This window comes from Enterobacter sp. PL_is379 (assembly GCF_055817355.1).
The window spans coordinates 1-12,421 of the sequence record NZ_JBVPGT010000016.1 but is presented as its reverse complement, the minus strand read 5'-3'; the positions used below and the strand labels follow the sequence as shown (position 1 = coordinate 12,421).

Sequence of the window (12,421 nt, the reverse complement as noted above, 5' to 3'; positions counted from 1 at the left end):
TAATAACACTGCCCTGTGGATAACATGCAGAGTAATCAGAATAAATGATCGTTGTTTTTGCTCACCTCGATCATTTCTCCTGCGTTAGATCCAATGAGCAGAATAAAAGATCGTGGCGGTGTTTGTTTTTTGATCAGGTGACGTTTACAAAAAAGTTGATTAATTGAGTGTTTTTTGAACATTTAAGGGGGTTATTAGGATTAATACGCATTGACAGTGCCAGGGGGGCAGTAAGCGTTGTGCTAAAAATTGGTGTGAAGGAGATCACATCGCGTTGACAAGAAAACGAGATCTTAGAAGATCTTAGGATTTGCAACTTAGAAAAGATGGGGTAATATCAGCGGCAGAAGAGGTGAACGAAGCCTCAGAAAGTGAAAACCCTCTGTTCTACTGTCGCTTTGACCGGCCGTCGTAGAACAAGAGGGTATCGATAGGTATAACCTAGGAAGAATTATATCTTATGTGTTGCCCATTTCAACTCATTTTAACCGCGCCAGTCATAAGTGCAGGGTGCGGTGGCTAACTCTCCAACTCTGGTCTCGCAATATCTGCAGGTCCGGAACCCGAATCCTGAATTTACGCCACGTGAAGGCAAGAAAACTTTGCCGTTCTGCCGTAAGCTGATGGAAAAATCTGCTGACTTTACGTCCCGTTTTGATTTTTCTATGCACGTCGCATTTATGCGCTCCTTAGGGCTTCGTCGCAGGATGCCGCCAGTGCTTCGCCGGCGCGCCATAGATGCGTTACTCCAGGGATTATGTTTTCACTACGATCCGCTGGCCAACCGTGTTCAGCGTTCAATTACAAACCTTGCCATTGAGTGCGGTCTGGCCACCGAATCTAAAAAGGGTAACCTATCCATTACCCGGGCTACCCGGGCGCTGCGCTTTATGGCGGAACTGGGGCTCATCACGTATCAGACTGAATATGATCCGCAGATCGGTTGCAATATTCCTACGGACATAACGTTCACGCCGGCGCTGTTCTCTGCTCTTGATGTTTCAGATGTTGCTGTTGCAGCTGCGCGGCGCAGTCGCGTTGAATGGGAAAATAAGCAGCGTGAAAAGCAGAATAAGCCACGGCTGGAAATGGATGAGTTAATCGCCAGAGCATGGCGTTATGTTCGCGAACGTTTCCGTAGCTACCAGTCGGAACGTAAGCTGCACGGCCTGAAACGTGCGCGTGCTCGCAAGGACGTTACCCGCACCCGCCGTGATATTGAATCGATCGTGAAGCAACAACTGACGCGTGAAATCGCTGAGGGACGGTTCACCGGTAATCATGATGCAGTTCGCAGAGAAGTATCGCGGCGTGTCAAAGAGCGAATGCTGATGTCCCGCGGTAATAATCACACCCGCCTGGCCACCACAACTTGAGCCTTACCTATACGCTATCCGGCTGGCGCCGGAGGATTACTCACGTCAGTCAAAAACCATCGTACATTTAATGTACATTGCGATATGCAAGGCGCCGGAACCAGGCCCTTCAGTATCATCAAAACCGACAAATTATGCCCCCTGGATGATGTCACAGAACGCCAAAATGAATTGTCCCCACATAACTGCAAGGGACCGTTCCATTAAGTTAAACTCGATATGGTTCTAAAGCGCTAAACGTTCATGTTTTAAAGTGCGTAGATCCTTTTAAACCCCTGCTCTGTACTCTCTGTTAAAGACATATAAATACTTCATATAAAAACATAACCTGTTCGTCGTCTGCCCTGTGGCCAGACTCAAGAATGACTTCACTTGCAGCGACCTACGGTCGCGCCGCTCAGATTTCAAAGCTACCTCCCACCGCAAAGCGGCGGGCCCCAGACGGCCCAGTTACAACATACTATTTGAGTTTTTGAACTGCGCGGGTGCAAATCTGTAATTTCTGAGCCGGAACCCACCACTGAAAAGCGAGGCCGCCCCGGGCCGAAGGCCCGGAACAACGTCGCTTTTAATGATGGATGTTGTAACTAGTCATCTGCGCGCTGGAGGTTATATCGCGAGAGGTAAGAAAGTAGTGCGCTCGTAAGCGCCTGACGGCGCTAACGCGGAGATACAGCCCGTCAGCGGGTAAACCCTTGACGTGCTCACTCCGACCGCTTACAGCAGCTTCTGCGTAGCTTTTAGCGGGTATGGCTTTGCAGGGCGAAGGGACCGATTGGCGGAATCTATCAAAACAGTAGCCGGCTGCGCCGGGTATCGGCGCCTCTGACTGTTGTTTATTATGAAACTCTTCCTAGCGCCTTACATGCGCTAACGCGCATCATAGAATCCGCTCCCCTTCCTGAAGATTTCGTACTTCCTCCATGAGGCAGGTAATAAACAGGTAACTGTCGATTGCCAGCTTGCGTGCGCATTCTATATTCTGAATCAACCTGAAGGTCACCAGCTGGCGACACTTTGAGAGTTCCAGGGTAGGAGGGGTCGGCCCGCGCCAGTCATGCTGGTTTATCATTTTTTTCAGCTGCTTTTCTGCGTATGCGGTTATACATGGCCCGAACAGTGGGTGGCAAACGACTTCATGATTTTTATGTTCAAGATGTTCCCAGGAACATACGACATCAAATCTTCTGTAACTTACTGAACGCCATATGGTAATGCTGGGCACATTATTGCTGCGACAATAGAAGTTATAATCATCAATGTCTTCTTTGAGCAACGTGGTCACTTCCAGATAGTACCGAGTTTCGTGATTCAGGAGCGTCATTTTCCGGTTCTTATGTTGGCTGATGCACAGGATTTTTGCCGCCGTTTCCGGCACTGCGCAAAAGAATATTCCTAATATTGTAAACCCTCGAGCAACCTTTTAAGTAGCTGATATTGCTAATAAAATGTGAGCATGTTTTTGCTTGATTTTCAGCCCTGGGCATAGTTAACCCTTTGAAAATAGACTATAATTTGAGTAGTTGTTGTCTTTTAACCGGTACTTAATCCTTCTGTACTTGCCCGTGCAGAATGATCCCAGCAGAGGTAAAGCCATGGCCGATACCACCATCATCATTAAAAAACGTCGGCGCATTATTATTGAGCCGAAAGAGCTTAAGGTTAAAGCTCCGGCCGAACCTGTTGAGGTAGGGAAAGTGGACGTTCAAAAACTACATTGTCCCCCAGGAATGCGCGAGGATATTCCGGCAAAATTGCGCGGCAGCGCAAGACGGAATTACAAGAAAAATACCAGGACCCAGGAAAGGCTCAGCCAGTTCTGGCCATTGTTGTTTTCTGAATACAAGCCGCTGGCCCTCAAGATATCTGAAGCAATGGTGAATGATGCCAGAGAGCGTGATTTGCCAATCTCTGAGGTGCAGATTAAGCAATATCTGGTCAGATATACCCAGAGTGCGCGCTATGTCATGTCGGTTGTGGAAGGAACTCACCGTTTTAACCTTAATGGTGAGCCGGTGGATCTTATCAGCGATGAACACAGGGAACGCGCCAGGGAAAAGATACTAAAGCTGAGAAAAGCAATGAACTCGAAGTAACATTTCGCTCTAGTTTATGGCCACTTAGCTCGAGTTTCTTCCCCTGCCCTGACGTATTTCATTAAGTTCTGGTAAAGTTTAAATCTGTGCAGAAACATGGATATGCCGAATGAACAGCTGATGAATGGCTGGTAACTAACCGTAGCGGTCTGGTTTACAGTGAGGTTCTCGGGTGGATTGATTTCGGTAACGCCAGAGGGGAAGACATATTACTTCTTCTGGTCGATAAATGTTATTTCGTCCTGACGACAGATAAGGAATGTGTAATGGATATCGCGCTTTTTCCCGGGCAGAGCCGGCGTCAGTGGGCTGATACAATGATCAATCTGGAAGCCCGTAAGCTTGTGAATACCGCAAATACCGTCGCGGCCACGCACCTCAGTGATTCACTGACCCGTCTGAAATTCGTGGATGAAATAAGACAGGTTGTCATGCAACAGTTTGACGCGGCGAGAAGAGCAAGGAGCGATGAAGAATGCATTGCCTGCCTGAAGAACCTCAGGGCTGAGAATGAGTTCCTGCTTGAACAGTCGCGCATGCTGAAAACCGGTTATGCCCGGATCTACGCTGAAATTCAGTATGTAACAGAGCAGAATAAAATTGTCGGATACTTCATATCCGGGATTAAGGTCGTTCTCGCCGGCGTTCAGGCTGTGTTTGGCGGTGTGATGATCGCAACGATGACGCCTGCTGGTATGCTTGCCGGTGCCGTTCTGGTCGGTGATGCCCTTAATACGGTATCACGGGAGGCTGCCCGTCAGTTCCTGAATGAACCTGCTTCAGAGGGGATCCTTGCGGACGGTGCCATGTCCGTAGCGGAGTTTATGGGCTTCAGCCGCGATGTCGGCCTGGGGATCTTTAATGCAACCACGCTTGCAGCCAGCGTTTATGGTGTGTTTGGTCTGACCGGGAAAGCTGAGGCCTGGCGTCTTTTCCGTTATCTTCCCGGAGACTATTACCGCAAGGTGGAAACCATGTCTCCGGGCAAACTGACGATGAAGGTTCTGGGATGGGGGGTCAGTGCAAAGGTGGTACTGGAACTCCTTACCCGTGATGACCGGAATCGCTGATATGTGATCTCATCAGCTTCCATGATTTATAGCCAAGTCTGACCGGCATCACCAGAAGCAGCACAATCAGCAGAAAGACGACGGCAACCACGCAGGAGATAAGATGGCTGGCGCTGCCAAAGAACGCGGTGAGCAGGGTGATGATGGCCATCCCGCCGGTGATCCAGGCTACCGACAGGAAATAGCCGGCCAGATCCTTCAGAACCTTTTCCTGCGAGTCCCCCGTCGCCTGGTGACGTTTGATTCGCTCGATATCCTTACTGGTGAATCCTGCCGCGATAAGTTCCTGGTTTTTCACTGTCATTCACGTCTCCTTTAACCTGATAAAAAGAATACACTATTTAGACGTCCCGTACCTTCCTGCTTTTGCCTCCCTGTCCGGATCGTTGTGCCGTTGCCGTTAAACAATCCATGCATCCCATTTTTCCTATACTTACCCTTTAACGGCAGGAAACGCTTATGTGTGGACGTTTTTCTCAGTCACAGACCCGCGCCGAATACCTGGCTTATCTGGCCGGTGAGGTTGATGCCAGGTTTTCTGCAGTACCGGAGCCTATCGGACGCTACAACGTGGCGCCGGGGACCCGGGTGCTGTTGCTCAGTGAAAGCAATGACCAGCTGCAGCTCGATCCTGTTCTGTGGGGATATTCCCCGCCGTGGTGGCACAAAGCGCCCCTGATTAATGCCCGTGCTGAAACAGCAGCTGAGGGACGTATGTTTCGTCCGCTGTGGGAACGCGGCCGCGCCGTAGTGTTTGCTGACGGATGGTACGAGTGGGTGCGCCAGGGGAACAAAAAACAGCCGTATTTTATTTACCGCAGGGACGGTCAGCCCGTGTTCATGGCTGCCATTGGTGCGCGGCCGTTTGGGCTGAGGGATGACGGGGAAGGGTTTGTCATTGTCACGGCAGCTGCGGACAAAGGGCTTCTCGATATCCACGATCGTCGTCCTCTGGTGCTGATGCCGGATGCCGCCCGGGACTGGCTGCGCGAAAGTCTCAGTGGTAACGAGGCGGGCATGACAGCCAGACAGGGGGCGGTGCCTGCTGAGGCATTCACCTGGCATCCGGTTTCCCCGGCGGTCGGCAACGTGCGGAATCAGGGAGCGTATCTGACAGAACCTCTCTCCTGATGATGGCTCCGCCAGCGCCATGGTTCTGTCTGACCCGGAACTGACCAGAGCCCGATACCCTGACGGCGGGCTTCGGCTTCCAGCTGAGCGTAGTCAGTCCGGGTCGGTTTTTCGTGGTACCGGTATACCCAGGCCAGCCCTTTGCGGATCTGCGCGGCATTCACATCCGTCGCGCCAAGCCACACGGTGCCCAGCCGCCGCCCGTAGCGATCCGTTTCTTCACCCGTGATGGTTACGTTACGCTGCGCCACCATTGATGGGGTCCGCTTGGAAAACGGAAAATATCCCACGCTAAGACTGTTTGCTGTACAAATTGATGTCGACAGCGCGTAATGACCGTAGTCACAGGAACAGCTAATGGTATTGAAAATTGACCCGTAACTGAAACAGCATCGACCCAGCAGCGATGATGTGAACCTTGAAGAACTTTGGGTGCAGCCTCTTATAGCAGCAGTTTTTGCTGTTGTTCCCTTAATAAGATATGCCCTGTAAATACCCTCATGGCTTCATTTATAATACTATTATTAGCTTACTACGACTCAGTCTAGAAACAGCATCATCTCCACTGGGGCTAAAACACCACTTACCGCATGCTTTCATATAACCAGATTTCAGCCCCCTTGAAAGGGACTAATCGCTGTATACCAGCGAGTCTAAAACACCTTGTCCACTATGGACCCCTCCCTCTGTCGATTCAGCTGATTTGCTACGAATTAGATATCCAGCAAAACTGTGCTCAGCACTGGAGGGATTGTTATCTGTCTGCACGGAGAACATTCCAAGTTCGCTTATCAAATCATTCACCTTATGCAACTCCCCTTTACGCACAATCAAGGTGGGCATAGCTCGGGGCTGAGGGTGTAAACGGCGCATCAGCGACCAGGACTGATATTGTTGTGGAGTGAGTTCCGTCAGTTTTGTCAGGATATCCGCACCAAACAGACAATGCCCCCCGCCTTCACCCTGATTTTTGAGAACCCAGGTTTCCGAAGGAGACTCTTTTGCAAGGTTGATACTATCCGGGCTGATGGGTAACATCTCACCCAGTATCGTTTTTGCTATTTTAGCTTCCTGCAGTGTTAATCCAAATGCGACAAACTCGTCGTAACCCAATTGCGAGAGCAGCATTTGTACTCGCTTGCTGGTCGCCAGTTGCTGGCCAACTGTGGCGTTCACTGCAACCCGGTGCTGCTCAATGAATACTCGGGTCGCCATCAGCGCCTGACAACACTCCTGCTCATCGATATTGAATGCTTCATAATCAGAATACTGATATCCGGCACGTAAGTAGACGGTATCAAGTGGGCCTACACCCTCGAGAATGAGCCTGTTGTCGGCGCCTGTACTCAATTGATTATGCAGTTCACGAAAAGTCCTGCGATGCGTTTCGATTCCTTTTTGCTGGAGGGCGAGCTCAAGCAAGTGTTGATCAAACACATTATTTTCATTCTCCTGCACAATCATCAGGAACCTGGCAGGGCCGGGGTCTCCGAACTCCTGCTTAATTCTGCAAGTTGCCTGACAAATCGCTGCTGATAACCCTTCGATCGCTTGATTGTCGACAAGCGCCCCTGTTGCCTGATTCGATAAATCAGAAAAGACAGCGGGACATTGCCGTTGTAGATAGTGATGCAGATCATGTATCCGCTGACCAAACGGCCCCATTCCTGCAGCTATACCATTGAACTCTATAAGCCTGAACCCATCACGATTATCATCCATAAAGTCGCTACGCATAATGAGTAATGGTAATCGAGGAGCATGCCTTGATGATGAATGGATTTGTTGATGCATGTTCAGGAGGGCTGAAAAGAAGGCATTCCCGGCCTTGATGGGATAAATCGCAGAGTACAAAAAATGGCACTGTTGCAAAGTTAGCGATGAGGCAGCCTTTTGTCTTATTCAAAGGCCTTACATTTCAAAAACTCTGCTTACCAGGCGCATTTCGCCCAGGGGATCACCATAATAAAATGCTGAGGCCTGGCCTTTGCGTAGTGCACGCATCACCTCAATACCTTTGATGGTGGCGTAAGCCGTCTTCATGGATTTAAATCCCAGCGTGGCGTCGATTATCCGTTTCAGTTTGCCATGATCGCATTCAATCACGTTGTTCCGGTACTTAATCTGTCGGTGTTCAACGTCAGACGGGCACCGGCCTTCGCGTTTGAGCAGAGCAAGCGCGCGACCATAGGCGGGCGCTTTATCCGTGTTGATGAATCGCGGGATCTGCCACTTCTTCACGTTGTTGAGGATTTTACCCAGAAACCGGTATGCAGCTTTGCTGTTACGACGGGAGGAGAGATAAAAATCGACAGTGCGGCCCCGGCTGTCGACGGCCCGGTACAGATACGCCCAGCGGCCATTGACCTTCACGTAGGTTTCATCCATGTGCCACGGGCAAAGATCGGAAGGGTTACGCCAGTACCAGCGCAGCCGTTTTTCCATTTCAGGCGCATAACGCTGAACCCAGCGGTAAATCGTGGAGTGATCGACATTCACTCCGCGTTCAGCCAGCATCTCCTGCAGCTCACGGTAACTGATGCCGTATTTGCAGTACCAGCGTACGGCCCACAGAATGATGTCACGCTGAAAATGCCGGCCTTTGAATGGGTTCATGTGCAGCTCCATCAGCAAAAGGGGATGATAAGTTTATCACCACCGACTATTTGCAACAGTGCCAGATTTTCTGCTGCCTGGTACCGGCTCCGGCTTGTGCGGACAAAGTACCGGGCAGGAGTTCCTTTTTTTAAGGCTATTACCGTCGTTATGATTTCAGAATACCGGCCAGGCCAGTGGCGGCAGCAGGCGGGCGGCCCGGATGGCATCCACGTCGGCACGAAACTGCTTTTCTTCCGCCATCCAGAACAGGTGGCGGCGAAACAGCTGCAGCGCCGGCAGTTCATGCCCTGCAGCTTCGATGAACAGTGCACAGGTCAGCGAGATCCCCTGTGGCAGCAGCGGAATGCCGGTCTCAAGCTGACGTACACGCAGGGCAAGCCAGGGAACGGCCCCCATCATGATACGCTGCAGATCCGCCTCACTGCCGATGTTCAGCAGCCGGCAGTATTCGCGGTTTTCTGAGAGTGTCTGGCCAGCGTCATACCAGTTATCCGTGAGCGGCAGGCCGGTGACTGCGGCCAGCTCTTTATCCATCAGCGCGACCAGCTCGCTGGTTCGTGAGAAATTACCGATCAGATCCCCAAACGCAGCCGACAGAAAAGCCTGCAGAAAATCACTTTTCGATTTGCCGGCGGCTTTTGCCTGGGCGGTGATGGCCGCATCGACGTCAGCAGGTACATGTCGCACCGTCAGGGTGGAGAATGCCGCATCCTGTGATTTTTTCATGCCATTATTCATTATGCTTATATTCCTCACCATAATCACATTTGATGTATTTTACGTCTTGTATTGCAGTTATGCATCAGTATTTAAAATATGCATCACTTTTCATTGGTGGTACCTTTCTGTCTTATTTGCCTGCATTCCGGCATCGCTGATGCCCTGCAGGGCTCGCCTTTTTTCCCGGGATCCGAAAACTCATTGTTCCGGATCTAACGAAAACGCCCCGGCGCGCTGCGGCCCGTAAACACAAGATATGCCACGTCGTCTGCTGCAGTTTCTGCCATATGTAGTGTTTACCCCCTGCCCCGCGACCGCCCGCTCACCACCGGAAAAGGGCGGTGTGGTTATTCCGTGTGCGTGGTACACTTCCGGAAATTCGCTGTACGCCAGAAAGTCGGATCTGCCGGAAACGGCTCTCCGGTAATTTAATAGCGGGGCTATATGGCTGCTTATTATCACTTAGGCAATGATGCCTGAATGGGAAAATCACTGAGTGTGACTGTCAGATGTAGCAGTTGGTGAGTGCGTTATGGTTGCGTGGCGAGATAATTTAATAAGGAACTAAAAATGGTCCTTACTTTTAAGGAAGCTGTATTTGGGTTGCAAATGATACATGACAGTCTGTGGTTTTATGTTGGTTCAGTATTTGAGGGCTCCACAGATCTATATCCAGATTTATGGCAATCCTCAACTATCAGGTCTGCTGGAGGAAGAATTCTGGCGTTCCAGGTAGGGGGGGCTGATGACTGGAGCCTGTCTGTCTGGCATCAGATCCCAGATGGTCCACTGGATTTTCCCGATGAAGATACAAACAAAGAGTTGCTCACATCTAACTTTCTTAAAAATGCGCAGTTCTTTATAGATAGAGATAGATTTTTTACCGAGCCTGACTAACGTACCGACCGGCGGGATTTCTCAGTAAAGGAAGGATTATGTGTGATTTATGCAGGGCGGACGGGAATTACTTCCATACGCCGGAATGTGTGTATGACCAGCTGGTCAGTGAGTACCCTGTGATGTGGCTGCGGGATTCGACCCGGATTGGCGCGTGCTACACCCTCCGAGAACTGCTGTCACCGGAAGGGATGGTGCTGGCCATACAGAACGCTCCTCCCGTGACGGGATGGCGGCTGCGTATGCGGTATAACGAGGCCACTGACGAAGAGATCGACCCGCAGTGCGGGGACTGTACCGAACTGGCCTCCAGGGCCGACGCCATGCGGGCCTTTGAGCCGTTACGTTGAGGCGCTGCGTCAGTATGATCGGCGGGATTTTTTCATTTACAGAACCACACTGAAGGGTACTGGCATTATGGGAAGCATGAAAGACCAGATGATGGATATTGAATCTGAACGATTTGATAAATGGCTTGCGGAAAATTATCCGGATGTTGTCCCCGGCTCAGAAGAATGGGAACAGGCCGCTAACCTGTATTACTGGGAACAGGAGTATCTCGCCGATCAGGCTCAGTGGGATCATGAACACGGGCTGTTTGTGGCTTCCCTGAACAATGTTCATCAGCGTTACCGACACGCCAGGCAGGAGTTGAAGGAGCTGTATACCCTGCTCGATACAGAGCAGCCTGAACTGGTGTACAGGATGTCTTTCGTCCATGCCGTGACGGTCATGGAGGCGTACCTGATGTACTGCGCCAGGGCTCTGCTGGAAGAGGACTGGCCGCTCGAGAGATACTTTGAAGAGTATTACTTACCTTTTGCTAAGGTAGACAAGAAAGAGAAGCGGGCGGCCCGCGAGATGGAGCTTACCAAGTTCCGCCCTGTGGCAAGGAATGTTGTTGCGAATATGACGTTTCATAATGTGAAAACCATTGAGCGCTATTTCGGGACCGTGCTTCATATTCCGCCCGTCTGGCCAACTGAGCCGCTGGGTATCATCGTTGACTGGCGTAACGACCTGGTACACCGTAACGGCGTGGATGAACATGATGTGCCAAGGAAGATATCGGCACCGCAGCTACAGAATGCCCTGCAGAAAGTGTCAGACCTGATAGAGGCTGCAGACCATTCCCTGCGTCTGGAAGTGGACTATTTTGGTAACTCGCGTACCGAAGAAAACCGGGAAATCATTGCGGCAGCACTGCGCATATCCCCGGGCGGAGAATCATCCTGATGACCGGACTCGTAACCCTGGGAGGGTATTCGGCCACAGGTGCTCAGTTACCAGTTTCTATCGACTATCCGGCGGCGCTGGCCCTGCGTCAGATGGCACTGGTTCAGGACGAACTGCCGAAATATCTGCTGGCGCCGGAAGTGAGTGCCCTGCTCCACTATGTACCCGATCTCCACCGCAAGATGTTGCTGGCCACCCTCTGGAACACCGGCGCGCGCATTAACGAGGCGCTGGCCCTGACCCGGAGTGATTTTTCTCTGACTCCGCCCTACCCGTTCGTGCAGCTGGCCACACTCAAGCAACGGGCGGAGAAAGCGGCCCGAACGGCCGGCCGCTCGCCTGCCGGCAGTCAGGCGCATCGCCTGGTTCCGCTTTCCGATGCGAACTATGTCGGTCAGCTGGAGATGATGGTGGCCACGCTGAAAATACCTCTTGAACGACGCAACAAGCGAAGCGGCAGAACCGAGAAGGCGCGTATCTGGGAGATCACCGATCGGACGGTCCGCACCTGGCTCAGCGAAGCGGTTGAAGCGGCTGCGGCCGACGGGGTGACGTTCTCCGTGCCGGTGACACCGCACACGTTCCGTCATTCCTACGCCATGCACATGCTGTATGCCGGTATACCACTCAAGGTGCTCCAGAGTTTAATGGGACATAAGAGCATCAGCTCGACGGAGGTGTATACGAAGGTGTTTGCGCTCGATGTGGCGGCACGGCACAGGGTACAGTTCCAGATGCCTGGCGATGAGGCAGTGGCGCTGTTAAAAAAAATCTAAGAAAGCTGAAAGTATCTAACACCTCAATCTGATGTTGTTTTAATATTAAAACAACATCAAACGGAGATTTCTTTGATTGTTTTTTGATGTTACCTACTCGCTTATTTTCTTCTTGCCCGCAATTTGCAAACCATAGTCCAGTATGTTGATGCAAGACATATTTATGAATGCAGCGCGCGATTGCCCGTTCTCTGCAGCAGCCTCGTCAATACGCTGAATCAGTTCAGGGTCCATTGTGATTGTGATCTGCTGTTTTTTTCCTTTTACCACTCCCTTCGAAGCGGGAACTTTTGCATCAGGTGCTGAGTTTATAAAGTTCTCTACTGCATCATTCTTTGAAACGGGTGGTTGAGTTTTGGGTTTTTTTTGGATTGCCATTTCATATCACCTAAACATTATTTTAATATCATTTTGATTGCATTTGACTATTTAAATAGCATTGATATGAGAGCATCTAACTCTTGCACTGCAATCTTTTCATGCGAACGTAATTTCAGCTC

General features: G+C 50.9%; 15 protein-coding genes. 8 read left to right on the top strand and 7 right to left on the bottom strand.

From position 1 onward, the window contains the following. The first annotated feature begins 515 nt into the window (after positions 1-515). Positions 516-1,376, top strand: coding sequence for an incFII family plasmid replication initiator RepA (repA, locus tag AC0TOY_RS00800; protein WP_043135439.1), 861 nt, complete (start codon positions 516-518; stop codon positions 1,374-1,376). 880 nt (positions 1,377-2,256) lie between these two features. Here the strand turns inward: repA and AC0TOY_RS00795 are convergent. Further along, the gene (locus AC0TOY_RS00795; protein ID WP_096989113.1) at positions 2,257-2,754 is read right to left on the bottom strand and encodes a hypothetical protein; all 498 of its coding nucleotides are present in this window, start codon (positions 2,752-2,754) and stop codon (positions 2,257-2,259) included. A gap of 217 nt (positions 2,755-2,971) precedes the next feature. On the opposite strand from AC0TOY_RS00795, the gene AC0TOY_RS00790 reads away from it, so the two are divergent. Further along, on the top strand, positions 2,972-3,472 hold the full coding sequence (locus AC0TOY_RS00790; protein ID WP_095453880.1) for a ProQ/FINO family protein: 501 nt from the start codon (positions 2,972-2,974) through the stop codon (positions 3,470-3,472). Positions 3,473-3,738: 266 nt separating this feature from the next. After that, positions 3,739-4,542 (top strand): DUF4225 domain-containing protein, encoded by an 804-nt coding sequence (locus AC0TOY_RS00785; RefSeq protein ID WP_096989114.1) that lies wholly within the window; start codon positions 3,739-3,741, stop codon positions 4,540-4,542. On the opposite strand, the gene AC0TOY_RS00780 is transcribed toward AC0TOY_RS00785, so the two are convergent. Then, complete coding sequence (locus AC0TOY_RS00780) at positions 4,517-4,846, bottom strand: hypothetical protein (protein ID WP_047361365.1); 330 nt, start codon at positions 4,844-4,846, stop codon at positions 4,517-4,519. The genes AC0TOY_RS00785 and AC0TOY_RS00780 overlap by 26 nt on opposite strands. Before the next feature lie 155 nt (positions 4,847-5,001). On the opposite strand from AC0TOY_RS00780, the gene AC0TOY_RS00775 reads away from it, so the two are divergent. After that, a complete protein-coding gene (locus tag AC0TOY_RS00775; RefSeq protein ID WP_196106687.1) occupies positions 5,002-5,673 on the top strand; it encodes an SOS response-associated peptidase family protein in 672 nt (223 codons plus the stop codon). Here the strand turns inward: AC0TOY_RS00775 and AC0TOY_RS00770 are convergent. From AC0TOY_RS00770 to AC0TOY_RS00755, 4 genes are all read right to left on the bottom strand, one after another. Then, positions 5,640-5,927: a thermonuclease family protein gene (locus AC0TOY_RS00770; RefSeq protein ID WP_196106686.1), complete on the bottom strand. Its 288-nt coding sequence runs from the start codon at positions 5,925-5,927 to the stop codon at positions 5,640-5,642. The two genes, AC0TOY_RS00775 and AC0TOY_RS00770, sit on opposite strands and share 34 nt — an antisense overlap. 376 nt (positions 5,928-6,303) lie before the next feature. Next, positions 6,304-7,527: a glutathione synthetase gene (locus AC0TOY_RS00765; RefSeq protein ID WP_248241411.1), complete on the bottom strand. Its 1,224-nt coding sequence runs from the start codon at positions 7,525-7,527 to the stop codon at positions 6,304-6,306. A gap of 57 nt (positions 7,528-7,584) precedes the next feature. Further along, on the bottom strand, positions 7,585-8,289 hold the full coding sequence (locus AC0TOY_RS00760; protein ID WP_001067848.1) for an IS6-like element IS26 family transposase: 705 nt from the start codon (positions 8,287-8,289) through the stop codon (positions 7,585-7,587). 156 nt (positions 8,290-8,445) lie between these two features. Next, positions 8,446-9,018, bottom strand: coding sequence for a hypothetical protein (locus AC0TOY_RS00755; RefSeq protein WP_240152786.1), 573 nt, complete (start codon positions 9,016-9,018; stop codon positions 8,446-8,448). 564 nt (positions 9,019-9,582) lie between these two features. Between AC0TOY_RS00755 and AC0TOY_RS00750 the strand changes: the two genes are divergently transcribed. From AC0TOY_RS00750 to AC0TOY_RS00735, 4 genes are all read left to right on the top strand, one after another. Then, positions 9,583-9,909, top strand: a complete 327-nt coding sequence (locus AC0TOY_RS00750; protein WP_196106721.1) for a hypothetical protein — start codon at positions 9,583-9,585, stop codon at positions 9,907-9,909. A gap of 38 nt (positions 9,910-9,947) precedes the next feature. Then, positions 9,948-10,259 (top strand): hypothetical protein, encoded by a 312-nt coding sequence (locus AC0TOY_RS00745; protein WP_196106720.1) that lies wholly within the window; start codon positions 9,948-9,950, stop codon positions 10,257-10,259. A 67-nt stretch (positions 10,260-10,326) separates the two neighbouring features. Further along, positions 10,327-11,145, top strand: coding sequence for a hypothetical protein (locus tag AC0TOY_RS00740; protein ID WP_196106719.1), 819 nt, complete (start codon positions 10,327-10,329; stop codon positions 11,143-11,145). After that, the gene (locus tag AC0TOY_RS00735) at positions 11,145-11,921 is read left to right on the top strand and encodes a site-specific integrase (protein WP_196106718.1); all 777 of its coding nucleotides are present in this window, start codon (positions 11,145-11,147) and stop codon (positions 11,919-11,921) included. Before AC0TOY_RS00740 ends, AC0TOY_RS00735 begins: the two co-directional genes overlap by 1 nt. A gap of 93 nt (positions 11,922-12,014) precedes the next feature. Here AC0TOY_RS00735 and AC0TOY_RS00730 read toward each other — a convergent pair whose 3' ends face one another. Continuing rightward, the gene (locus AC0TOY_RS00730) at positions 12,015-12,299 is read right to left on the bottom strand and encodes a ribbon-helix-helix domain-containing protein (protein ID WP_023321974.1); all 285 of its coding nucleotides are present in this window, start codon (positions 12,297-12,299) and stop codon (positions 12,015-12,017) included. Positions 12,300-12,421: the final 122 nt, after the last annotated feature.